Origin of the sequence: Pseudomonas sp. M5, assembly GCF_016907075.1 — a bacterium.
Lineage (GTDB): Bacteria > Pseudomonadota > Gammaproteobacteria > Pseudomonadales > Pseudomonadaceae > Aquipseudomonas > Aquipseudomonas putida_E.
In genome coordinates this window covers 3,468,185-3,494,570 of record NZ_JAFBBH010000001.1, presented here as the reverse complement: position 1 = coordinate 3,494,570, position 26,386 = coordinate 3,468,185, and the positions used below count along the sequence as shown (strand labels likewise).

Annotated in this window: 8 protein-coding genes; 7 read left to right on the top strand and 1 reads right to left on the bottom strand. The window is 61.7% G+C overall.

From position 1 onward, the window contains the following. Positions 1 to 46 precede the first annotated feature (46 nt). The 6 genes from JOE27_RS15935 to JOE27_RS15910 all read left to right on the top strand — a co-directional run bounded on the left by JOE27_RS15935 (position 47) and on the right by JOE27_RS15910 (position 24,759). Positions 47 to 20,359: an immunoglobulin-like domain-containing protein gene (locus tag JOE27_RS15935; protein ID WP_239539339.1), complete on the top strand. Its 20,313-nt coding sequence runs from the start codon at positions 47 to 49 to the stop codon at positions 20,357 to 20,359. A gap of 156 nt (positions 20,360 to 20,515) precedes the next feature. Next, positions 20,516 to 20,857, top strand: a complete 342-nt coding sequence (locus JOE27_RS15930; protein WP_039603601.1) for a hypothetical protein — start codon at positions 20,516 to 20,518, stop codon at positions 20,855 to 20,857. Between the two features lie 217 nt (positions 20,858 to 21,074). After that, positions 21,075 to 21,974, top strand: coding sequence for a TauD/TfdA family dioxygenase (locus tag JOE27_RS15925; RefSeq protein WP_174141998.1), 900 nt, complete (start codon positions 21,075 to 21,077; stop codon positions 21,972 to 21,974). 17 nt (positions 21,975 to 21,991) lie between these two features. Further along, positions 21,992 to 23,011, top strand: coding sequence for an ABC transporter substrate-binding protein (locus tag JOE27_RS15920; protein WP_174141997.1), 1,020 nt, complete (start codon positions 21,992 to 21,994; stop codon positions 23,009 to 23,011). 6 nt (positions 23,012 to 23,017) lie between these two features. Then, positions 23,018 to 23,881 carry an ABC transporter ATP-binding protein gene (locus tag JOE27_RS15915; RefSeq protein WP_115273156.1) on the top strand — a complete coding sequence of 288 codons (864 nt, stop codon included), beginning with the start codon at positions 23,018 to 23,020 and terminating at the stop codon, positions 23,879 to 23,881. A gap of 14 nt (positions 23,882 to 23,895) precedes the next feature. Beyond that, positions 23,896 to 24,759: an ABC transporter permease gene (locus tag JOE27_RS15910; RefSeq protein ID WP_204919197.1), complete on the top strand. Its 864-nt coding sequence runs from the start codon at positions 23,896 to 23,898 to the stop codon at positions 24,757 to 24,759. 11 nt (positions 24,760 to 24,770) lie between these two features. Here the strand turns inward: JOE27_RS15910 and JOE27_RS15905 are convergent, their stop codons facing one another. Next, positions 24,771 to 25,328, bottom strand: a complete 558-nt coding sequence (locus JOE27_RS15905; protein WP_115273154.1) for a WYL domain-containing protein — start codon at positions 25,326 to 25,328, stop codon at positions 24,771 to 24,773. Positions 25,329 to 25,534: 206 nt separating this feature from the next. Here JOE27_RS15905 and JOE27_RS15900 point away from each other — a divergent pair, with 206 nt between their 5' ends. Beyond that, positions 25,535 to 26,332, top strand: a complete 798-nt coding sequence (locus tag JOE27_RS15900) for a tetratricopeptide repeat protein (RefSeq protein ID WP_046788345.1) — start codon at positions 25,535 to 25,537, stop codon at positions 26,330 to 26,332. The last annotated feature ends 54 nt before the right edge of the window (positions 26,333 to 26,386 follow it).

The window sequence follows — 26,386 nt, the reverse complement described above, 5'->3', positions numbered from 1 at the left end:
GCTCGGAGCATGGAAGTAGATCACATCGGGTAACCCGGAGAGTCCAATGAGCAGCGTTGTAGCCATCGTCAAAAGTATTGTTGGCCAAGTCATCGCAGTATCCCCAGAAGGCATCCGGCGTGTACTCATTGAAGGTGATCGCCTGTTGGCCGGTGAAGAAGTTCTCACCGGCCCGGGCGGCGCCGTCACCCTCGAACTGGCCGATGGTCGCTTGCTCGATTTGGGGCGTGATACCCAATGGAGCGCTGATGCACCCGACAGCAGTACCGACTTGGGTCAGGCTACCGCGCAGGCCGCGCCGTCGGTGGAAGAGCTGCAGCAAGCGATCGCCGCGGGCGTGGACCCTACCACCGAACTGGAAGCGCCGGCAGCAGGGCCTGCAGCGGCAGGTGGTGGCACGGTTGGCGGTGGCCACAGTTTTGTCCTGTTGGAAGAAACAGCAGGCTCGGTGGACCCGACCATCGGCTTCCCGACTGACCCTCTGAGCTTCGCCGCCGGACTCAATGGCGAGGAGGTCGGCGGGCTTGATACCGATGCCAACAACACTACAGCCGATACTCCGACACCGGTCGCCACCGGGCTGACCCTCAGCGCCACCCCTTCCATCTCCGAAGCGGGTGGCGTTATCGTCTATACCGCGACGGTCGGCCAGGCACCTACGTCCAACCTGACCGTAACACTGTCGAATGGGGCAGTAATCGTCATTCAGGCTGGCCAGACCAGCGGCACCGTCAATGTCACGATTCCGCCTAACGATACCCCATACGTCGATGGCAGCCAGATCTCCACCACCGTGACGGGGGCCAGTGGCGGTACTGGTATCACCGTGGCCTTGCCGCAGACGCCTGCGGTGACTCTGGTTACCGATACAGTAGACAACACCACTGCGACCCTTACCGCTTCGCCAAGCGTGACCGAAGGTGGCGTCATCACTTACACCGTAACCCTGAGCAACCCCGCCCAGAGCCCGGTGACCGTGACACTGTCGAACGGCCAGACTATTACCGTTGGCGCGGGCAATACCACGGGCAGTGTGGCCTTCCAGACGCCGGCCAATGATGTTTACAACAATGGCTCGACAGTCACCGCCACCATCACCGGCGCCACCGGGGGCAATTTTGAGCAGCTGTCGATCAACCCCCAGAGCGCTGTAACTACTATCAGCGACAGCATTGACACGTCGACGGTCACCTTGACTGCCACCCCAAGCGTGGTCGAGGGCGGTACTGTGGTGTACACCGCCTCGGTGTCGGCGCCTGTTACTGGTTCGCCGCTGGTCGTGACCCTGGCCAATGGTCAGAGCATCACCATCGGTGTCGGCGAGTCGTCCGGCTCGGTCAACTTTGTTGCGCCGAACAACGTCTACAACACCAATGCACCGCTGACCAACAGCATTACCAAGGTCGAGGGCGGTAACTACGAACAGCTCGACACCGCCGGCACTCCGACCACCACGGTCACCGACAGTCCCGCTACTCAGGCCACCACCAACCTGGTGCTGAGCGCAACTAGCGATGTGGCTGAAGGCGGTCAGATCGTTTACACCGCAACGCTTAGCAACCCAGCTGGCACGGCGATGACCGTGACCCTGAGCAACGGCGCGACCATCAACATCGCGGCCGGTCAGACCTCCGGCACGGTCTCTGTTGCAGCCCCGGCCGATGACGTCTACAAAGACGCCGGCCAGGTCAAAGCCACCATCACCGGTACCACCGGTGGTGACTTCGAGCAGTTGGCTGTTAATCCGGCTGAAGCCGTGACCAACGTCAGCGATACCCTCGACACGTCGACCGTGACCCTGACTGCGAATGCCTCGGTCGTTGAAGGTGGGGTGGTTACCTACACGGCCTCCGTCAGCGCTCCGGTCACCGGCAGCCCATTGGTGGTCACCTTGGCCAACGGCCAGAGCATCACAATCGGCGTCGGCGAGTCGTCCGGCTCGGTCGACTTCGTTGCGCCGAACAACGTCTACAACACCAATACCGCGCTGACCAACAGCATCACAAAGGTCGACGGCGGCAATTACGAACAGCTCGACACCGCGGGGGCTTCGACCACGACGGTTACCGACAGCCCGGACACTCAAGCGACCACCAACCTGGTACTTAGCGCGACTGGGGACGTGGCCGAAGGCGGCCAGATCGTCTACACCGCGACCTTGAGCAACCCAGCCGGCACGGCGATGACCGTGACCCTGAGCAACGGCGCGACCATCAATATCGCGGCAGGTCAGACCTCCGGCACGGTCTCTGTACCAGCCCCAGCGGATGACGTTTACAAAGACGCAGGCCAGGTCAAAGTCACCGTCACCGGCACCACCGGCGGTGACTTCGAGAGCCTCGCAGTGAATCCGGCTGAAGCCGTGACTAATGTCAGCGACACCCTCGACACGTCGACTGTCACGTTGACCGCTACCCCAAGCGCGGTCGAGGGCGGTACCGTGGTGTACACCGCGTCCGTGTCGGCGCCGGTTACCGGTAGCCCATTGATCGTCACCCTGGCCAACGGCCAGAGCATCACCATCGGCGTCGGCGAGTCCTCCGGTTCGGTCAACTTCGTTGCGCCCAATAACGTCTACAACACCAATGCACCGCTGACCAACAGCATCACCAAGGTCGACGGCGGTAATTACGAGAAGCTGGATACCGCAGGTACTCCAACCACCACGGTCACCGATAGCCCAGCTACTCAGGCCACGACCAACCTGGTGCTGAGCGCCACTGGCGATGTCGCCGAAGGCGGTCAGATCGTCTATACCGCCACGCTGAGCAATCCCGCCGGCACGGCGATGACCGTGACCCTGAGCAACGGCGCGACCATCAACATCGCGGCCGGCCAAACCTCTGGCCAAGTAACCGTCGCCGCCCCGGCTGATGACGTTTACAAAGACGCCGGCCAGGTCAAAGCGACCGTCACTGGTACCACCGGTGGTGACTTCGAGAACCTCGCAGTCAACCCGGCTGAGGCCGTGACCAACGTCAGCGACACCCTCGATACCAGCACGGTGACCCTGACCGCCACTCCAAGCGTGGTCGAGGGCGGCACCGTGGTGTACACCGCCTCGGTGTCGGCGCCTGTTACTGGCTCGCCGCTGGTTGTGACATTGGCCAATGGTCAAAGCATCACCATCGGCGTCGGCGAGTCGTCCGGCTCGGTCAACTTCACCGCACCAAACAACGTCTACAACACCAATGCACCGCTGACCAACAGCATCACCAAGGTCGACGGCGGTAATTACGAGAAGCTGGATACCGCAGGTACTCCAACCACCACGGTCACCGATAGCCCAGCTACTCAGGCCACGACCAACCTGGTGCTGAGCTCCACTGGCGATGTCGCCGAAGGCGGTCAGATCGTCTATACCGCCACGCTGAGCAATCCCGCCGGCACGGCGATGACCGTGACCCTGAGCAACGGCGCGACCATCAACATCGCGGCCGGCCAAACCTCTGGCCAAGTAACCGTCGCCGCCCCGGCTGATGACGTTTACAAAGACGCCGGCCAGGTCAAAGCGACCGTCACCGGTACCACCGGTGGTGACTTCGAGAACCTCGCAGTCAACCCGGCTGAGGCCGTGACCAACGTCAGCGACACCCTCGATACCAGCACGGTGACCTTGACCGCCACTCCAAGCGTGGTCGAGGGCGGCACCGTGGTGTACACCGCCTCGGTGTCGGCGCCTGTTACTGGCTCGCCGCTGGTTGTGACATTGGCCAACGGTCAAAGCATCACCATCGGCGTCGGTGAATCGTCCGGCTCGGTCAACTTCACCGCACCAAACAACGTCTACAACACCAATGCACCGCTGACCAACAGCATCACCAAGGTCGACGGCGGTAATTACGAGAAGCTGGATACCGCAGGTACTCCAACCACCACGGTCACCGATAGCCCAGCTACTCAGGCCACGACCAACCTGGTGCTGAGCTCCACTGGCGATGTCGCCGAAGGCGGTCAGATCGTCTATACCGCCACGCTGAGCAATCCCGCCGGCACGGCGATGACCGTGACCCTGAGCAACGGCGCAACTATCAACATTGCGGCCGGCCAGACCACTGGCCAAGTGACCGTCGCTGCCCCGGCTGATGACGTTTACAAAGACGCCGGCCAGGTCAAAGCGACCGTCACCGGCACCACCGGTGGTGACTTCGAGAACCTCGCGATCAATCCGGCTGAGGCCGTGACCAATGTCAGCGACACCCTTGATACCAGCACGGTGACCCTGACCGCTAATGCTTCGGTAATTGAAGGTGGCGTGGTGACCTACACCGCCTCGGTTAGCGCACCTGTTACTGGTTCGCCGCTGGTCGTGACCCTAGCTAACGGCCAAACCATCACCATCGGCGTCGGCGAGTCGTCCGGCTCGGTCGACTTCACCGCGCCAAACAACGTCTACAACACCAACACCCCGCTGACCAACAGCATCACCAAGGTCGACGGCGGTAATTACGAGAAGCTGGATACCGCGGGTACTCCAACTACGACGGTTACCGACAGTCCCGCTACCCAGGCGACTACCAACCTGGTGCTGAGCGCCACGGGTGATGTCGCTGAGGGCGGTCAGATTGTCTACACCGCGACCTTGAGCAACCCAGCGGGTACGGCGATGACCGTGACGCTGAGCAATGGCGCGACCATCAATATCGCTGCCGGCCAGACCACTGGCCAAGTGACCGTCGCTGCACCGGCCGATGACGTCTACAAAGACGCCGGTCAGGTCAAAGCCACCATCACTGGTACCACCGGTGGTGACTTCGAAAATCTTGCGGTCAATCCGGCGGAGGCCGTGACTAACGTCAGCGACACGCTCGATACCAGCACGGTGACCCTGACCGCCACACCAAGCGTGGTCGAAGGCGGGGTGGTCACCTACACGGCGTCGGTTAGCGCTCCGGTCACCGGCAGCCCACTGGTGGTCACCCTGGCCAACGGTCAAAGCATCACCATCGGCGTCGGCGAGTCGTCCGGCTCGGTCGACTTCACCGCGCCAAACAACGTCTACAACACCAACACCCCGCTGACCAACAGCATCACCAAGGTCGACGGCGGTAATTACGAGAAGCTGGATACCGCGGGTACTCCAACTACGACGGTTACCGACAGTCCCGCTACCCAGGCGACTACCAACCTGGTGCTGAGCGCCACGGGTGATGTCGCTGAGGGCGGTCAGATTGTCTACACCGCGACCTTGAGCAACCCAGCGGGTACGGCGATGACCGTGACGCTGAGCAATGGCGCGACCATCAATATCGCTGCCGGCCAGACCACTGGCCAAGTGACCGTCGCCGCCCCGGCTGATGACGTTTACAAAGACGCCGGCCAGGTCAAAGCGACCGTCACCGGCACCACCGGTGGTGACTTCGAGAACCTCGCGATCAATCCGGCTGAGGCCGTGACCAATGTCAGCGACACCCTTGATACCAGCACGGTGACCCTGACCGCTAATGCTTCGGTAATTGAAGGTGGCGTGGTGACCTACACCGCCTCGGTTAGCGCACCTGTTACTGGTTCGCCGCTGGTCGTGACCCTAGCTAACGGCCAAACCATCACCATCGGCGTCGGCGAGTCGTCCGGCTCGGTCGACTTCACCGCGCCAAACAACGTCTACAACACCAACACCCCGCTGACCAACAGCATCACCAAGGTCGACGGCGGTAATTACGAGAAGCTGGATACCGCGGGTACTCCAACTACGACGGTTACCTACAGTCCCGCTACCCAGGCGACTACCAACCTGGTGCTGAGCGCCACGGGTGATGTCGCTGAGGGCGGTCAGATTGTCTACACCGCGACCTTGAGCAACCCAGCGGGTACGGCGATGACCGTGACGCTGAGCAATGGCGCGACCATCAATATCGCTGCCGGCCAGACCACTGGCCAAGTGACCGTCGCCGCCCCGGCTGATGACGTTTACAAAGACGCCGGCCAGGTCAAAGCGACCGTCACCGGCACCACCGGTGGTGACTTCGAGAACCTCGCGATCAATCCGGCTGAGGCCGTGACCAATGTCAGCGACACCCTTGATACCAGCACGGTGACCCTGACCGGTAATGCTTCGGTAATTGAAGGTGGCGTGGTGACCTACACCGCCTCGGTTAGCGCACCTGTTACTGGTTCGCCGCTGGTCGTGACCCTAGCTAACGGCCAAACCATCACCATCGGCGTCGGCGAGTCGTCCGGCTCGGTCGACTTCACCGCGCCAAACAACGTCTACAACACCAACACCCCGCTGACCAACAGCATCACCAAGGTCGACGGCGGTAATTACGAGAAGCTGGATACCGCGGGTACTCCAACTACGACGGTTACCGACAGTCCCGCTACCCAGGCGACTACCAACCTGGTGCTGAGCGCCACGGGTGATGTCGCTGAGGGCGGTCAGATTGTCTACACCGCGACCTTGAGCAACCCAGCGGGTACGGCGATGACCGTGACGCTGAGCAATGGCGCGACCATCAATATCGCTGCCGGCCAGACCACTGGCCAAGTGACCGTCGCCGCCCCGGCTGATGACGTTTACAAAGACGCCGGCCAGGTCAAAGCGACCGTCACCGGCACCACCGGTGGTGACTTCGAGAACCTCGCGATCAATCCGGCTGAGGCCGTGACCAATGTCAGCGACACCCTTGATACCAGCACGGTGACCCTGACCGCTAATGCTTCGGTAATTGAAGGTGGCGTGGTGACCTACACCGCCTCGGTTAGCGCACCTGTTACTGGTTCGCCGCTGGTCGTGACCCTAGCTAACGGCCAAACCATCACCATCGGCGTCGGCGAGTCGTCCGGCTCGGTCGACTTCACCGCGCCAAACAACGTCTACAACACCAACTCCCCGCTGACCAACAGCATCACCAAGGTCGACGGCGGTAATTACGAGAAGCTGGATACCGCGGGTACTCCAACTACGACGGTTACCGACAGTCCCGCTACCCAGGCGACTACCAACCTGGTGCTGAGCGCCACGGGTGATGTCGCTGAGGGCGGTCAGATTGTCTACACCGCGACCTTGAGCAACCCAGCGGGTACGGCGATGACCGTGACGCTGAGCAATGGCGCGACCATCAATATCGCTGCCGGCCAGACCACTGGCCAAGTGACCGTCGCTGCACCGGCCGATGACGTCTACAAAGACGCCGGTCAGGTCAAAGCCACCATCACTGGTACCACCGGTGGTGACTTCGAAAATCTTGCGGTCAATCCGGCGGAGGCCGTGACTAACGTCAGCGACACGCTCGATACCAGCACGGTGACCCTGACCGCCACACCAAGCGTGGTCGAAGGCGGGGTGGTCACCTACACGGCGTCGGTTAGCGCTCCGGTCACCGGCAGCCCACTGGTGGTCACCCTGGCCAACGGTCAAAGCATCACCATCGGCGTCGGCGAGTCGTCCGGCTCGGTCAACTTCACCGCGCCGAACAACGTCTACAGCACCAACGCCGCGCTGACCAACAGCATCACCAAGGTCGACGGCGGCAATTACGAACAGCTCGACACCGCCGGCACTCCGACCACGACTGTCACCGACAGCCCGGCTACCCAGGCGACCACCAACCTGGTGCTGAGCGCGACCGGCGCTGTCGCTGAAGGCGGCCAGATCGTTTACACCGCGACCTTGAGCAATCCAGCCGGCACGGCGATGACCGTGACCCTGAGCAATGGCGCGGTCATCAATATCGCAGCAGGTCAGACCTCCGGTACGGTCGCTGTTGCAGCCCCGGCCGATGACGTCTACAAGGACGCTGGCCAGGTCAAAGCCACCATCACCGGCACAACCGGTGGTGACTTCGAGAACCTCGCAGTCAACCCGGCTGAGGCCGTGACCAACGTCAGCGATACCGTCGATATCTCGACTGTCACCCTGACTGCGAATGCTTCGGTAATCGAAGGTGGCGTGGTCACCTACACCGCTTCGCTGTCGGCTCCGGTCACCGGTTCGCCGCTGGTCGTGACCCTGGCCAACGGCCAGAGCATCACCATCGGCGTTGGCGAGTCGTCCGGTTCGGTCAACTTCACCGCGCCGAACAACGTCTACAACACCAACACCCCGCTGACCAACAGCATCACTAAGGTCGAGGGTGGTAATTACGAACAGCTCGACACCGCCGGCACCCCAACCACCACGGTCACCGACAGCCCGGCTACCCAGGCGACCACTAACCTGGTGCTGAGCGCGACCGGCGATGTCGCTGAAGGCGGCCAGATCGTTTACACCGCGACCTTGAGCAATCCAGCCGGCACGGCGATGACCGTGACCCTGAGCAATGGCGCGGTCATCAATATCGCAGCAGGTCAGACCTCCGGTACGGTCGCTGTTGCAGCCCCGGCCGATGACGTCTACAAGGACGCTGGCCAGGTCAAAGCCACCATCACCGACACCACCGGTGGTGACTTCGAGAACCTCGCAGTCAACCCGGCTGAAGTCGTGACCAACGTCAGCGACACCCTCGACACGTCGACCGTCACGTTGACCGCCACCCCAAGCGTGGTCGAGGGCGGTACCGTGGTGTACACCGCGTCGGTCAGTGCCCCAGTCACCGGCAGCCCGTTGGTCGTCACCCTGGCCAACGGTCAGAGCATCATCATCGGCGTCGGCGAATCGTCCGGCTCAGTCGACTTCGTTGCGCCGAATAACGTCTACAACACCAATACCGCACTGACCAACAGCATCACCAAGGTCGAAGGCGGTAATTACGAACAGCTCGACACCGCCGGCGCTCCGACCACCACGGTTACCGACAGCCCGGCTACTCAGGCGACCACCAACCTGGTGCTGAGCGCGACTGGCGATGTCGCTGAAGGCGGCCAGATCGTTTACACCGCGACGCTGAGCAACCCAGCGGGTACGGCGATGACCGTGACGCTGAGCAATGGCGCGACCATCAATATCGCTGCCGGCCAGACCACTGGCCAAGTGACCGTCGCTGCGCCGGCCGACGACGTTTACAAGGACGCCGGCCAGGTCAAAGCCACCATCACCGGCACCACCGGTGGCGACTTCGAGCAGTTGGCGGTCAATCCGGCTGAAGCCGTGACCAACGTCAGCGATACCCTCGACGCGTCGACCGTGACCCTGACGGCGAATGCTTCAGTAGTCGAAGGTGGCGTGGTTACCTATACCGCCTCGGTTAGCGCTCCGGTTACCGGCAGCCCATTGGTCGTCACCCTGGCCAACGGTCAGAGCATCACCATCGGCGTCGGCGAATCGTCCGGCTCAGTCGACTTCGTTGCGCCGAATAACGTCTACAACACCAATACCGCACTGACCAATAGCATCACCAAGGTCGAGGGTGGTAACTACGAACAGCTCGACACCGCCGGTACTCCGACCACCACGGTTACCGACAGCCCGGCTACCCAGGCGACCACCAACCTGGTGCTGAGCGCGACTGGCGATGTCGCTGAAGGCGGCCAGATCGTTTACACCGCGACCTTGAGCAATCCAGCCGGCACGGCGATGACCGTGACCTTGAGCAATGGCGCGGTCATCAATATCGCAGCAGGTCAGACGTCCGGTACGGTCTCTGTTCCAGCTCCGGCTGATGATGTCTACAAAGACGCCGGCCAGGTCAAAGCCACCATCACTGGTACCACCGGTGGTGACTTCGAGCAGCTGGCGGTCAGCCCGACCGAAGCAGTGACTAACGTTAGCGACACGATCGACGCTAGCACGGTGACCCTGACCGCCAATGCTTCGGTAGTCGAAGGTGGCGTAGTCACCTACACCGCCTCGGTATCGGCCCCAGTCACCGGCAGCCCACTGGTCGTCACCCTGGCCAACGGCCAGAGCATCACCATCGGCGTTGGCGAGTCGTCCGGTTCGGTCAACTTCAGCGCGCCGAACAACGTCTACAACACCAATGCACCGCTGACCAACAGTATTACCAAGGTCGAAGGCGGTAATTACGAACAGCTCGACACCGCCGGCACTCCGTCCACCACGGTCACCGACAGCCCGGATACCCAGGCCACTACCAACCTGGTGCTGAGCGCGACCGGGGATGTGGCGGAAGGCGGTCAGATCGTTTACACCGCGACGCTGAGCAACCCCGCCGGTACGGCGATGACCGTGACCTTGAGCAACGGCGCTACCATCAACATCGCGGCAGGCCAGACCACCGGCCAAGTGAACGTCGCTGCGCCGGCCGATGACGTCTACAAAGATGCGGGTCAGGTCAAAGCCACCATCACCGGTACCACCGGTGGTGACTTCGAGCAGTTGGCTGTTACTCCGGCTGAAGCCGTGACCAACGTCAGCGATACCCTCGATACGTCGACCGTCACGTTGACCGCCACACCAAGCGTGGTCGAGGGCGGTACTGTGGTGTACACCGCCTCGGTATCGGCCCCAGTTACCGGCAGCCCACTGGTCGTGACCCTGGCCAACGGTCAGAGCATCACCATCGGCGTCGGTGAGTCGTCCGGCTCGGTCGACTTCGTTGCGCCAAACAACGTCTACAACACCAATACTGCACTGACCAACAGCATCACCAAGGTCGAGGGCGGTAACTACGAACAGCTCGATACTGCCGGCACTCCGGCCACCACGGTCACCGACAGTCCGGCTACCCAGGCGACCACCAACCTGGTGTTGAGCGCGACCGGCGATGTCGCTGAGGGCGGCCAGATCGTTTACACCGCGACGCTGAGCAACCCTGCGGGCACGGCGATGACCGTCACGCTGAGCAATGGCGCGGTCATCAATATCGCAGCAGGCCAAAGCTCCGGCACGGTCTCTGTTCCAGCCCCGGCCGATGACGTCTACAAGGACGCTGGCCAGGTCAAAGCCACCATCACCGGCACCACCGGTGGCGACTTCGAGCAGTTGGCGGTCAATCCGGCTGAAGCCGTGACCAACGTCAGCGATACCCTCGATACGTCGACCGTCACGTTGACCGCCACTCCAGGCGTGGTCGAGGGCGGCACCGTGGTGTACACCGCCTCGGTATCGGCCCCAGTTACCGGCAGCCCACTGGTCGTGACCCTGGCCAACGGTCAGAGCATCACCATCGGCGTCGGTGAGTCGTCCGGCTCGGTCGACTTCGTTGCGCCAAACAACGTCTACAACACCAATACTGCACTGACCAACAGCATCACCAAGGTCGAAGGCGGTAATTACGAACAGCTCGACACTGCCGGCACTCCGACCACCACGGTTACCGACAGCCCGGCTACTCAGGCCACTACCAACCTGGTGCTGAGCGCAACTGGCGATGTGGCTGAAGGCGGTCAGATCGTCTACACCGCGACCCTGAGCAACCCAGCTGGCACGGCGATGACCGTGACCTTGAGCAACGGCGCGACCATCAATATCGCAGCAGGTCAGACCTCCGGTACGGTCGCTGTCCCAGCCCCGGCCGATGACGTCTACAAGGACGCTGGTCAGGTCAAAGCCACCATCACTGGCACAACCGGTGGTGATTTCGAGAACCTCGCGGTGAATCCGGCTGAAGCCGTGACCAATGTCAGCGATACCCTCGATACCAGCACGGTGACCCTGACCGCCAATGCTTCGGTAGTCGAAGGTGGCGTGGTTACGTACACCGCCTCCGTGTCGGCTCCTGTTACTGGTTCGCCGCTGGTCGTGACCCTGGCCAACGGCCAAAGCATCACCATCGGCGTCGGCGAGTCGTCCGGTTCAGTCGACTTCGTTGCGCCAAACAACGTCTACAACACCAATACTGCACTGACCAACAGTATTACCAAGGTCGAGGGCGGTAACTACGAACAACTCGATACCGCCGGCACTCCGACCACGACGGTCACCGATAGTCCTGCTACTCAGGCCACTACCAACCTGGTGCTGAGCGCAACTGGCGATGTCGCTGAAGGCGGTCAGATCGTTTATACCGCGACCCTGAGCAATCCAGCCGGCACGGCGATGACCGTGACCTTGAGCAACGGCGCGACCATCAACATCGCGGCAGGCCAGACCACTGGCCAAGTGACCGTTGCTGCCCCGGCTGATGACGTCTACAAAGACGCCGGCCAGGTCAAAGCCACCATCACCGGTACCACCGGTGGTGACTTCGAGAACCTCGCAGTCAACCCGGCTGAGGCCGTGACTAACGTCAGCGACACCCTCGACACGTCGACCGTGACACTGACTGCAAATGCCTCGGTGATCGAAGGTGGCGTGGTTACCTATACCGCCTCGGTCTCGGCTCCTGTTACTGGTTCGCCACTGGTCGTCACCCTGGCCAACGGCCAGAGCATCACCATCGGAGTGGGCGAGTCGTCCGGTTCGGTCGACTTCGTTGCGCCGAATAACGTCTACAACACCAATACCGCACTGACCAACAGCATCACCAAGGTCGAAGGCGGTAATTACGAACAGCTCGACACCGCCGGCACTCCGACCACCACGGTTACCGACAGCCCGTCTACCCAGGCCACTACCAGCCTGGTGCTGAGCGCGACCGGCGATGTGGCGGAAGGTGGCCAGATCGTTTACACCGCGACCTTGAGCAACCCCGCCGGCACGGCGATGACCGTGACCTTGAGCAATGGCGCGACCATCAACATTGCGGCCGGTCAGACGTCCGGTACGGTCTCTGTTCCAGCCTCGGCTGATGATGTCTACAAAGATGCCGGCCAGGTCAAAGCCACCATCACTGGTACCACCGGTGGTGACTTCGAGCAGCTGGCGGTCAGCCCGACCGAAGCAGTGACTAACGTTAGCGACACGATCGACGCTAGCACGGTGACCCTGACCGCAAATGCTTCGGTAGTCGAAGGTGGCGTAGTCACCTACACCGCCTCGGTATCGGCCCCAGTCACCGGCAGCCCACTGGTCGTCACCCTGGCCAACGGCCAGAGCATCACCATCGGCGTCGGCGAGTCGTCCGGTTCGGTCGACTTTGTTGCGCCGAACAACTTCTACAACACCAACGCCGCGCTGACCAACAGCATCACCAAGGTCGAGGGTGGTAACTACGAACAGCTCGAAACCGCCGGCACTCCTACCACCACGGTTACCGACAGTCCCGCTACTCAGGCGACCACCAACCTGGTGCTGAGCGCGACTGGGGACGTGGCCGAAGGCGGTCAGATCGTTTACACCGCGACCTTGAGCAACCCCGCCGGCACGGCGATGACCGTGACCTTGAGCAATGGCGCGACCATCAACATTGCGGCCGGTCAGACGTCCGGTACGGTCTCTGTTGCAGCCCCGGCTGATGATGTCTACAAAGACGCCGGCCAGGTCAAAGCCACCATCACTGGTACCACCGGTGGTGACTTCGAGCAGCTGGCGGTCAGCCCGACCGAAGCAGTGACTAACGTTAGCGACACGATCGACGCTAGCACGGTGACCCTGACCGCAAATGCTTCGGTAGTCGAAGGTGGCGTAGTCACCTACACCGCCTCGGTATCGGCCCCAGTCACCGGCAGCCCACTGGTCGTCACCCTGGCCAACGGCCAAAGCATCACCATCGGTGTAGGCGAGTCGTCCGGCTCGGTCGACTTCGTTGCGCCAAACAACGTCTACAACACCAATACCGCACTGACCAACAGCATCACCAAGGTCGACGGCGGTAATTACGAACAGCTCGACACCGCCGGCACTCCGACCACCACGGTCACCGACAGTCCCGCTACTCAGGCCACCACCAACCTGGTGCTGAGCGCAACTAGCGATGTGGCTGAAGGCGGTCAGATCGTTTACACCGCAACGCTTAGCAACCCAGCTGGCACGGCGATGACCGTGACCCTGAGCAACGGCGCGACCATCAACATCGCGGCCGGCCAGACCTCCGGCACGGTCTCTGTTGCAGCCCCGGCCGATGACGTCTACAAAGACGCCGGCCAGGTCAAAGCCACCATCACCGGTACCACCGGTGGTGACTTCGAGCAGTTGGCTGTTAATCCGGCTGAAGCCGTGACCAACGTCAGCGATACCCTCGACACGTCGACCGTGACCCTGACTGCGAATGCTTCGGTAGTCGAAGGTGGCGTAGTCACCTACACCGCCTCGGTATCGGCCCCAGTCACCGGCAGCCCACTGGTCGTCACCCTGGCCAACGGCCAGAGCATCACCATCGGCGTCGGCGAGTCGTCCGGCTCGGTCGACTTCGTTGCGCCGAACAACGTCTACAACACCAATACCGCACTGACCAACAGCATCACCAAGGTCGACGGCGGCAATTACGAACAGCTCGACACCGCCGGTACTCCGACCACGACTGTCACCGACAGCCCGGCTACTCAAGCGACCACCAACCTGGTGCTGAGCGCGACTGGGGACGTGGCCGAAGGCGGTCAGATCGTTTACACCGCGACCTTGAGCAATCCAGCCGGCACGGCGATGACCGTGACCCTGAGCAATGGCGCGGCCATCAATATCGCAGCAGGTCAGACCTCCGGTACGGTCGCTGTTGCAGCCCCGGCCGATGACGTCTACAAGGACGCTGGCCAGGTCAAAGCCACCATCACCGGCACAACCGGTGGTGATTTCGAGAACCTCGCGGTGAATCCGGCTGAAGCCGTGACCAATGTCAGCGATACCCTCGATACCAGCACGGTGACCCTGACCGCCAATGCTTCAGTAATCGAAGGTGGCGTAGTCACCTACACCGCCTCGGTATCGGCCCCTGTCACCGGCAACCCACTGGTCGTGACCCTGGCCAACGGCCAAAGCATCACCATCGGCGTCGGCGAGTCGTCCGGTTCAGTCGACTTCGTTGCGCCAAACAACGTCTACAACACCAATACCGCGTTGACCAACAGCATCACCAAGGTCGAAGGCGGTAACTACGAACAGCTCGACACCGCCGGCACTCCGACCACCACGGTTACCGACAGCCCGGCTACTCAGGCGACCACCAACCTGGTGCTGAGCGCCACTGGCGATGTGGCTGAAGGCGGTCAGATCGTCTATACCGCCACGCTGAGCAATCCAGCCGGCACGGCGATGACCGTAACCCTGAGCAACGGCGCGACCATCAATATCGCGGCAGGCCAGACCACCGGCACGGTCTCTGTTCCGGCCCCGGCGGATGACGTCTACAAGGATGCCGGTCAGGTCAAAGCCACCATCACCGGCACCACCGGTGGTGACCTCGAACAGCTGGCTGTTAACCCGGCTGAAGCCGTGACCAACGTCAGCGACACCCTCGACACGTCGACCGTGACCCTGACTGCGAATGCTTCAGTAGTCGAAGGTGGCGTGGTGACCTACACCGCCTCGGTTAGCGCCCCGGTCACGGGTTCGCCGCTGGTCGTCACCTTGGCCAACGGTCAAAGCATCACCATCGGTGTTGGCGAATCGTCCGGCTCGGTCGACTTCACCGCGCCGAACAACGTCTACAACACCAATACCCCGGTGACCAACAGCATCACTAAGGTCGACGGCGGTAACTACGAGAAGCTGGATACCGCCGGCACTCCAACCACCACGGTCACCGATAGCCCAGCTACCCAGGCGACCACCAACCTGGTGCTGAGCGCGACTGGCGACGTCGCTGAGGGCGGCCAGATCGTCTACACCGCGACCTTGAGCAATCCCGCCGGCACGGCGATGACCGTGACCCTGAGCAACGGCGCAACTATCAATATCGCGGCAGGCCAGACCTCCGGCACGGTCTCTGTTCCGGCCCCGGCGGATGACGTCTACAAAGACGCCGGCCAGGTCAAAGCGACCGTCACTGGTACCACCGGTGGTGACTTCGAGAACCTCGCAGTCAACCCGGCTGAGGCCGTGACCAACGTCAGCGACACCCTCGACACGTCGACCGTGACCCTGACTGCGAATGCCTCGGTCGTTGAAGGTGGGGTGGTCACTTACACCGCCTCCGTTAGCGCTCCAGTCACCGGTTCGCCACTGGTCGTCACCCTGGCCAACGGCCAGAGCATCACCATCGGCGTCGGCGAGTCGTCCGGCTCGGTCAACTTCACCGCGCCGAACAACGTGTACAACACCAACACCGCGCTGACCAACACCATCACCAAGGTCGACGGCGGCAATTACGAGAAGTTGGTCACCGCTGGTACCCCGTCAACGACGGTAACGGATGTGGCGGGTACCAAGGACACGACGAGCCTTGTCCTGAGCGCTACGCCAACGGTCGCCGAAGGCGGCAAGATCACCTATACCGCAACCTTGTCCAACAAGGCCGGTTCTGACATGACCATCAAATTGAGCAATGGCGAGACCATCTCCATTGCCAAAGGTCAGACCGAAGGCAGCATCACCCTCAACGCGCCCGGCGATGATCCCTACATCGATGCCGGCTCGGTACAGGTCAAGATCGATGGAAGCACCGGCGGCGACTTCGAATTGCTGGCGGTCGACGGCGCTTTCGCGGTGACCAAGGTCACCGACACGATCGACAATACCAGCCTGACCCTCAGCGCCACGCCGACGGTCGCCGAAGGTGGCCAGATCACATACACCGCCACGTTGAGCACCCCGGCAGGCACCGCGATGACGGTCACCCTGAGCAATGGCCAGACCATCAACATTGCAGCAGGCAAAACGTCAGGTTCGGTAATTGTCGCTGCGCCCGGTGAGGATGTGTACATCGATGCAGGTGACGTGTCGGCGAAAATTACCGGCACTTCCGGTGGCAACTTCGAGAACCTCGTCGTCAGTAACACGGCAGCGTTAACGGCCGTGACCGACACCCTCCAGACCACCACCCTGAGCATCAGTGGTACAACCGCTGTTGCCGAAGGCGGCAACGCAACTTACACGCTGAACCTCAGCAACAATGCGCAAACCGATGTGACGGTGAAGCTTTCGTATACCGGCCCTGCCGCCGATGGTACCGACTACACCGGTGTGGCCATCGTAACGATCAAAGCCGGTAGCAACTCAGCCACCTTCACCATCCCGACAATCAAGGACAACGTCACCGAAGGTACCGAGCAGTTCACCGTCAAGATCGACTCGGCCACCGGCGGCAACTTCGAAAACCTGGCGGTCAGCGGTAGCGCTGGTAGCGTCACCACCCAGATCTTCGAGCCGGCGCCTGCTCTGGACCTAGACGCCAACGATTCGAGCGGCAAGACCGGCGCCGACTACCAGACCACGTTCACCGAGAACCAGCCAGGCAGCGGTGTTTCGATCGGCGATATCGACGTGTCGATCACCGACTTCGACAGCTCGATGCTGACTGGCGCGACGGTGACCCTGACCAATCGCCAGCCAGGCGATGCCCTGAACCTGGGCAACAGCGTCAATGGCATCTCGATCAATGCCAACAGCACCGACGGCAAGGTGGTCCTGACCCTGAGCGGAACCGCTTCGCTGGCTGACTACATCCAGGCGATCAAGAACATCACCTTCATCAACACCGGTGAAGACCCGAGCACCGCCCCTCGGATCATCACGGTCACGGTGACCGACGGTGTGAACACCTCGAATACGGCGACCACCACGGTCAATGTCGTGGCGGTCAACGACGTGCCCACCACCACTGGCGGAGCGGTCACCGGAGCCGAGGACACCGACCTGGTGCTGGGTTGGAGCGACTTCAATATCAGCGATGTCGATTCCTCGCTCGCCAGCCTGGGGGTGACCATCACCCAGTTGCCAGGGGCCGGTACCTTAAAGCTGTACAACGGCACCAGCTGGGTCGATGTGAAGGCAGGCCAGACCATCAGCCAGGCCGACATCGCCGCCGGCAAGCTCAAGTTCGTTCCTGTGGCTAACCAGTCGGGTGTCGACGGCTACGGTGGTAGCGGTGTGGGCAACAAGCAGGTGGACTACGCGCAGATCAAGTACGCGCCTACCGATGGCAAGGGCACGGGCAGCGAAGCCACGCTGAAGGTCGATATCACACCGATGGCCGACAAGCCGGACCTGAGCATTGGCAACAACAACGTCAACTCGCTGGGCCTGACCAAGGAAACCTGGACCAGCCTCACTGGCCTGGGCACCAACGGCAATGGCATCACGGGCGACGCGCTGAAGAACGTCTTCGCCAACTCCGGCAACGCCGGCAAGAGCGAGCAGGTGACCACTGTCGACACCACGGCCACCGTCACCCCGGGGTCGGGCTCGAAGACCTCAGGCCTGATCTATCTGGAGGCCGGCAAGACCTACACCTTCAGCGGCACCGCCGACGACAGCCTGCAGATCGTCATCGGCGGCAAGAACGTCGCCGGTGGTACCTGGGGCTCGGCCAGCGGCAGCATTTCCGGCAGCTACACCCCAACCACCAGCGGCTATTACACCCTGGAGGTCTACAACGCCAACCAGGCTGGGCCAGGTAGCCTCGACGTCAACATCAAGGTGGGTAACGGTGCGGTCACTGACCTTAGCAGCGCCAACATCCCGATGTACCCCAACCTCGCCGCGCTGGCCAACGCCGGGGTTACGGTATCCGACCTGCATGGCAGTAACGGCGTGGGTTACTACGACGGCTACAAGCTCAACGAAGGCGGCGAGAACGGCGCGCCGGTCAAGCTGGTAAGCATCAGTACCGCCCTGACGGACACAGACGGCTCCGAGAGCCTGAGCGTCAAGCTCAGCGGCATCCCGGCAGGCTCGGTGGTTGCCGACAATGCCGGCCATACGTTCACCGTTGGCACCAATGCGGTTGATGTCACGGGTTGGAATCTGGGCACTTTGACCATCAAGCCACCGGCCTACTACTCCGGCCAATTCGACGTGAAAGTCACCTCGACGTCCACCGAGAGCGTTGGCGGCAGCACCGCGACCAGCGAAGGCAGCATCAAGGTCACGGTCTACCCGCAGTCGTACACCACCAGCAACCTGTCATCCGATAGCGATAACGTCGCCAGCACCGATGGCAATGACATCGTGGTCGCGGATGTCAGCGGCCTGCACGTGGTACCGGGCCAGGACTACAACATCGCCTTCATCGTCGACACCTCGGGCAGCATGGGCTCTTCGGGCGTCGATGCTGCGAAGAAATCGTTGGAGTCGGTATTCAAGACCTTGGCTGCAAGCGTCAAGGGCTCACAGTCCGGGACGGTGAACATTCTGTTGGTCGACTTTGCAAGCCAGGTCAAGAGCAGCGTATCGGTGACCCTCAACGATGCGGGCCTCAAGACCCTGCTGAGTGCGCTGGGTACGTTGAACTCCAATGGCGGCACCAACTATGAGGATGCCTTCAAAACAACCGCCAACTGGTTTGCGAACCTCAAGGCTGCAGGTAGCACCGGTAGTAACCAGACATTCTTCATCACTGACGGTGAGCCGACCTATTACCAGACGAGTGAACAGACCAACCCGAACCTGGGCAACACCAACGTCAAGCTCGACACGTTCCTGTCGTCGATCAACTACAAGATGGGCGATACCGTTACCAACTATCAGTTGGATACCAGCAATCGTCTCTCGATCGACAGCAGCGGCAAGTTGACCATGCAGGTTCGCGAGTTGGACTGGAGTTGGAACACGGGCTACTACTACAAATGGTCCACGCAGAGCACAGCCACTATCCATGCCGAGGGTAACGGTGGATACGAGCTGTCGACCCGAGACGGCACGGGCAACTCGACAGACCGGGCAACCACCAACAACTCGACTGACAGCTTCAAGATCCTTTCTGGCTTATCCGATGTGGAGGCAATAGGCCTGAACAGTGGCGTGAACAAGGACGACCTGAAGCCCTATGACTCCGATGGCAAGCCACAGGCCAACATCGACCCAAGCAAACTGGCAGACGCCATCCTCGGCCACACCGAAGTTACCCAGCCGGGCAACGACACGGTCAACGGTGGTGACGGCAACGACATTATCTTTGGCGACTTGCTGACCTTCTCTACGGTCGCCGGCACTGGTGTAGAGGCAGTCCAGGGTTATGTGGCCAACAAACTCGGTGTCGATGCGGGTGATGTCGATGCGCGGGCAATGCACAAGTACATCAACGAGCATTACACCGAGTTCGATGTTGCGGGCAGCAATGATGGCGCCGACACCCTGATGGGGGGCGCAGGCAATGACATCCTCTTCGGCCAAGGGGGTAATGACACCCTCGATGGCGGCAAAGGTAATGACATGCTGCTGGGCGGCACTGGCAACGACACCCTGATCGGCGGCCAAGGCAACGACATGCTGATCGGTGGCAGCGGTGCCGACACCTTCGTGTGGAAGTCCGGTGACATTGGCAGTGACGTGATCAAGGACTTCAAAGTCAGCGAGGGTGACCGTCTCGATCTGCGCGACCTGCTGCAGGGTGAGAAGGCCAGCACTATCGACAACTTCCTGAAGATCACCACCGTCGATGGTTCCTCGACCTTGCAGGTCAGCACCGAAGGCAAGCTCAACGCAGCGGGTGGCCTGGCCAATGCCGATGTGTCTATCAAACTGGAAGGGGTCAACTGGTCCAATACCACGGTCAACTCGTTGATCAGCGGTGCAGACCCCACCATCAAGATCGATAACTCCTGATCCCGTCTGCGCGGTGGCCACCCGGGCCACCGCGCAGAGCGGTCTTTTCTGGCATCTTCGTGCAGCGCATACTTCTGCGCCGGGCTGTCATGCCCGATGAACTTTGCCTATGCTGCTGACTACCAACAAGGAACCATCGTGACGAGGGACGACGCCATGTTCTACGTGCAACGCGACGCCGAGGGCCAGTTGCTGCGGGTAGAAGCTGCACCCTATGCCGAACATACGGAGATCCTCCCGGCAGATCATGCCGAGATACAGGAGTGGTTTGCTGACGATGTCGTCGAAAACAGCCTGAAGCAGCTGAAGCAGAGCGACTTGGACATGATCCGGGTGCTTGAAGACTTGATCGAGGTGCTGACTGCCAAAGGCGTGTTCAGCATCACCGACCTGCCGCCTGGCGCCCAGGCCAAGCTGCTCAGTCGCTCGACTGCGCGCAAGGCGCTCGGCAGCTTGAACAATCTGATCGAGGACGAGGAGGAGGGCGGGTTGATTTAATCCGCTGTACTTGCCTGCTTACCCGGCAGACAGCTGCCACCCTCATATCGTTATTCATTAACGGTATTTAAAATATTTTTCTTATTACCTTATAGTCACTCCACTGCGTACCCGTCGACCAATCGATGCGCCGCACGACTTGAACCCACACGGCTAAACCCCGTGCGTTTCTGATCGTTGCGCGTCATCGAAGTCGCGCACTGCGTGGGAGTGAAAAATGTCCGCCGCCTCGAACGCCTTGTCGTCCAACCACAGCGCTCAGCCGCAAACCTTTGAAATCCGCCCGTTCGCGGGTGCCGTTGGCGCCGAGATCATCGGCCTGGACCTGGCAAAACCGGTCAACGCCGAGGACTTCAGCCTTATTCATCGCGCCCACCTCGAGCACCATGTACTGGTGCTGCGCGACCAGCGCATCAGCCCTGAACAGCAGATCGCCTTCAGCCGCCGCTTCGGCCAACTGCAAATCCATGTGCTAAAGCAGTTTCTGCTCACAGGCCACCCCGAGATCCTGATCGTCTCCAACATCATCGAGAACGGCCACAACATCGGCCTGGGCGATGCCGGCAAGTTCTGGCATTCGGACCTGTCATACAAGGAACTCCCAAGCCTGGGTTCCATGCTGCACGCCCAGGAGTTGCCCAGTGAAGGTGGCGACACCCTGTTCGCCGACATGCACAAGGCCTGGGACGCGGTACCCCAAGCGCTGCGCAAGCAGGTCGAGGGCCGCAGTGCCGCGCACTCCTACACCGCCCGTTACGCCGAGACCAAGTTCGAAGGCAACTGGCGCCCGACCCTCAGCGCCGAGCAGCTTGCACAGGTGCAGGAAGTGATCCATCCGGTGGTACGAACCCACCCGGAAAACGGCCGCAAGGCACTGTTCGTCAGCGAAGGGTTCACTACCCGCATCGTCGGCCTGCCGGATGATGAAAGCCGCGACGTGCTGCAGCAGCTTTATGCCCTGAGCGTGCTCGAACAGAACATCTACCGCCACCAATGGCAGGCACACGATCTGGTGTTCTGGGACAACCGCTCGCTGACCCACCTCGCCACAGGCTGCCCGGCGCACCTGCGACGCAAACTTTTCCGCACCACCATCCAGGGCGATGCCCCGTTCTGACGACTGAGGAAACCATCATGCGCAAATCCATCAGCCGCCTGGCGGCAAGTATCAGCCTGGGCGCAAGCCTGGTCGTGGGCAGCCTTGCGGCCCCCACGGTGGCCCATGCCGAAGGCAAGATCCGCATTGCCGAGCAGTTCGGCATTGTCTATCTGCTGCTCAATGTGGTGCGTGATCAGCAACTGATTGAAAAGCACGGCAAGGAGCAGGGGATCGACATCGCCGTCGACTGGGCCCAGCTATCCGGGGGTGCTGCGATCAACGACGCGCTGTTGTCCGGCTCGGTGGACATCGCCGGTGCCGGCGTTGGGCCGTTGCTGACGGTATGGGACCGCACCAAAGGCCGGCAGAACGTCAAGGCGGTGGCCTCGCTGGGCAACTTTCCGTACTACCTGGTCAGCAGCAACCCGAACGTGAAGACCATCGCCGACATTTCCGGCAAGGACCGCATTGCCGTGCCGGCCGTGGGCGTCTCGGTGCAATCGCGCTTCCTGCAGTACGCCGCTGCCCAGCAGTGGGGCGAGAAGGAATACAACCGCCTCGACAAGTACACCCTTGCCGTACCGCACCCAGATGCCACCGCTGCGTTGCTGGCTGGCGGCACCGAGCTCAACGGGCACTTCTCCAACCCGCCGTTCCAGGACCAGGCACTGGCCAACAAAGACGTGCACGTGGTGCTCAACAGCTATGACCTGCTCGGCCCCAACTCGCCGACCGTGCTGTTTGCCACCGAGAAATTCCGCAACGACAACCCCAAGACCTACAAGGCGTTCGTCGATGCCCTGGCCGAGGCTGCGGACTTTGCCCAGAAGGACAAGGCGGCGGCTGCCGATACCTATATCCGCGTCACCAAGGCCAAGATTGACCGCGATGTGCTGATCAAGCTGATCGACAACCCCCAGTACGAGTTCACCGTAACGCCGAAGAACACCTACAAGCTGGCCGAATTCCTCTACCGGGTAGGCGCCATCAAGCACAAGCCTGAGTCGTGGAAGGATTACTTCTTCCAGGATGAACGCCCACTGCAGGGGAGCTGACCGACCATGACCGCCCCATTGCCAGGCCACACGGCCAGCAACCTTAGCCGTGTGGCTACACCGCCGTTGCTCAAGGTGGATAACCTGAGCCTCGAATACCGTACCGCGCAGCGCGTGGTGCGGGCCACCCATCAGGTCAGCTTCGAAGTCGACCGTGCCGACCGTTTTGTCTTGCTGGGCCCCTCGGGGTGTGGCAAGTCCACGCTGCTCAAGGCCGTAGCCGGGTTCATCAGCCCACAGCAAGGGCAGATCCTGCTGCAGGGCCAGCCGGTCACCGGCCCTGGCCCCGATCGCATCGTGGTGTTCCAGGAGTTCGACCAGCTGCCGCCGTGGAAGACGGTGAAGCAGAACGTCATGTTCCCGCTGCTCGTTTCTGGCCAGCTCAAGCGCGCCGAGGCCGAAGACCGAGCGTTGCATTACCTGGACAAGGTTGGCCTGGCGGCTTTTGCCGACGCTTATCCGCATACCCTGTCGGGCGGCATGAAAGCGCGCGTGGCAATTGCTCGTGCACTGGCCACGCAACCGAAGATCCTGTTGATGGATGAGCCGTTCGCCGCACTCGATGCGCTTACCCGGCGCAAGATGCAGGAAGAGTTGCTGTTGCTGTGGGAGGAGGTGCGCTTCACCTTGTTGTTCGTCACCCATTCCATCGAGGAGGCGCTGGTAGTGGGTAACCGCATCCTGTTGCTGTCACCCCATCCGGGGCGGGTACGGGCCGAGGTGCACAGCCATCAGTACGACCTTGGCAGCCTCGGCGCCAGTGACTTCCAGGCCAGCGCCCGGCGCATCCATCGGCTGTTGTTCGACGAGGCCGATGCCCCTGAGCAGGCCGAATACCTGGGCTTCAACGACATCCGCATTGCCTACTGACAGGAGCTTGAGCCATGACCACTACACCTGTACGTCAGGAATACGAGGTGCAGCTGGAGCCGCTGCTCAGTGTGCCTCTGGAACGCAACCTGTCGCTGGCCCAGCGCCTGTGGCAGCAAGGCTGGTTACGCAAGGCGGTGATCCTTGTGGTGATCGCAACACTGTGGGAGGCCATTGCCCGCTACCAGGGCAATGACCTGCTGCTGCCAACCTTCCTGCAGACTGCGGCAGCGCTGTGGGACGGCCTGGTGAGCGGCGAATTGCCGGCCAAAGTCGGCGTGTCGCTGGTAATCCTGCTCAAGGGCTACCTGATGGGCATCGTCCTGGCATTCGGCCTTACCAGCCTTGCGGTATCGACCCAGCTTGGGCGCGATCTGCTGGGCACGCTGACCTCGATGTTCAACCCACTGCCGGCGATTGCCCTGCTGCCGCTGGCTCTGCTGTGGTTCGGGCTGGGCGACAACAGCCTGATCTTCGTGCTGGTGCACTCGGTGCTTTGGGCGCTGGCGCTGAATACCTACGCGGGTTTTCTTGGCGTTTCTGAAACCTTGCGCATGGCTGGGCGCAACTATGGCCTCAAAGGGCTGCGGCTGGTGCTGCACATCCTGGTGCCCGCGGCACTGCCGTCGATCCTGTCGGGGCTGAAGATCGGCTGGGCATTTGCCTGGCGCACGCTGATCGCCGCCGAGCTGGTGTTCGGCGCGAGCAGCGGCAAGGGCGGGCTGGGTTGGTACATCTTCCAGAACCGCAACGAGCTGTATACCGACAAGGTTTTTGCCGGGTTGGCGGTGGTGATCCTGATCGGGCTGCTGGTCGAGGGGTTGGTGTTCAATACCCTGGAACGGGTGACCGTGCGGCGCTGGGGGATGCAGCGCTGATCTGTAGCGGCCTAATTTTGGTACTGCGCAGCCGCATTGCTCAGGGTCTTGGCAATCTCACTGCGCAGTTCATCCGGCTGCTCCACCTTCACCCCGTCCCCCTGGCTCAACACCCACCAGCGTAACGCCCAGCCATCTTCCATCGTGGCCTGCAGCCGATGCCCGTGCTCCAGGGCAGTCAGCTGCATGTCTGCACTCAACGGCTGATCACGTAACTGTCGTGCCACCCTGTCGTTGACCCAGGCTTGCAGCGCCAGCCCACCACCTTGCGCCGGCTGGAGCGCCTCACCGCGCAAGTAGCCCTGCAGGTCGAAATTCCCACGCAGCTCACCCAAGGCATTCGCCGACCAGTGCCAGCCGAACGGAATGCTCTTGTCGTTGCGCTCCAGCGGGAAGATCAACGACAGCTCATTGAGGTCGCGTTCCACCGTGCGTTTGCTGACGGTGAAACCCACATCGCGCAGGCGCCACACCAGTTCTGCGCTGGTAATGCCCGGGGAACGGCTGGGTAGCTGGCGCAGCAGCGCCCACTGACGGCTGAGGGTGGCGCGGGTGGTGGCGAACGGCAAAAGGTAACGTCCTTGTCTAGGCTTGCCGCATCAGGATGGCGGCATTAGTGGGTCATGGCAATTAGCCACGATCCGTTCAGATCAAGGAACCGCCAATTGGTTGCCTGGCGCCGAATCGTTCGCGACAGGTTTTGACGTGACGTCGCGCAGAATCACGCCTCATCACAGCCGCAGTAAGGCCTGTGGGTCGTTCAATGAGGATGAACATGTCAGCTGTCAGCAATATCCACTCGCTGCTCGCCCGTCTTCTGCCTGAGCAGGTCATTCCCGCGCCGACCCCCGCTGGCAGGCGGCAGCGGCTGTTCGCCGGGGTGGGGTTGCCCAGCCAGCGGGCGCTGCTGGTCAACCGCCTGGACGAAGCGGCGGACCTGCAAGCGGTGTATGCCGACCTGCGCCATCAAGCGCTGGCCGGCCATGTGGCGGCGCTCAATGACCTGGGCTGGGTCTGGCTCAATGGCAAGTACTGGCGTGCCGACACCGTGCTGGCCGGGCACCTGCTGCGCATGGCGGCCATGCAGGGCAATGCCGCAGCCTGGTTCAACCTGGGGCAGCAGCACTACTTCGGCAAGGGTGTGGAGGTTTCCTACGTCCAGGCCGCAGAGTGCTATCGCCATGCCTTTGACCGGGGCATGCTCGATGCAGCCGCCGCACTCGGCGATTTGTACGAGGAAGAAGTCTGCGATGCGCAACTGGGCTGGCAGGTCGATCTGGCTCAGGCTTACCAGTGGTTTCTTCGTGGGGCCGAACGGGGCGAGGTGCGTTGCCGCTTCGAGGTGGGCTACCGTTTGTTGCATGGCCTGAGTGTGGACGCTGATATCAAGGCCGGGCTGTACTGGCTGGAGCTGGCGGCAGCGACCGGGGTCATGCAGGCGGCCGAGGAGCTGGCAGTGCATTTCAGCCGTTGCGATGCGGCGCGCTATCTGGATTGGCGGGATCGGGCAGTGCAGATGGGCAGCACGTTGGCGCTGGCGATGAAGTTGGAGGACCAGGTTCAGCCTCAATGAACAACAATTCATGTATTCCCCCCGTCGCCCCCGGTTGACGACAGGGGGAGGGCC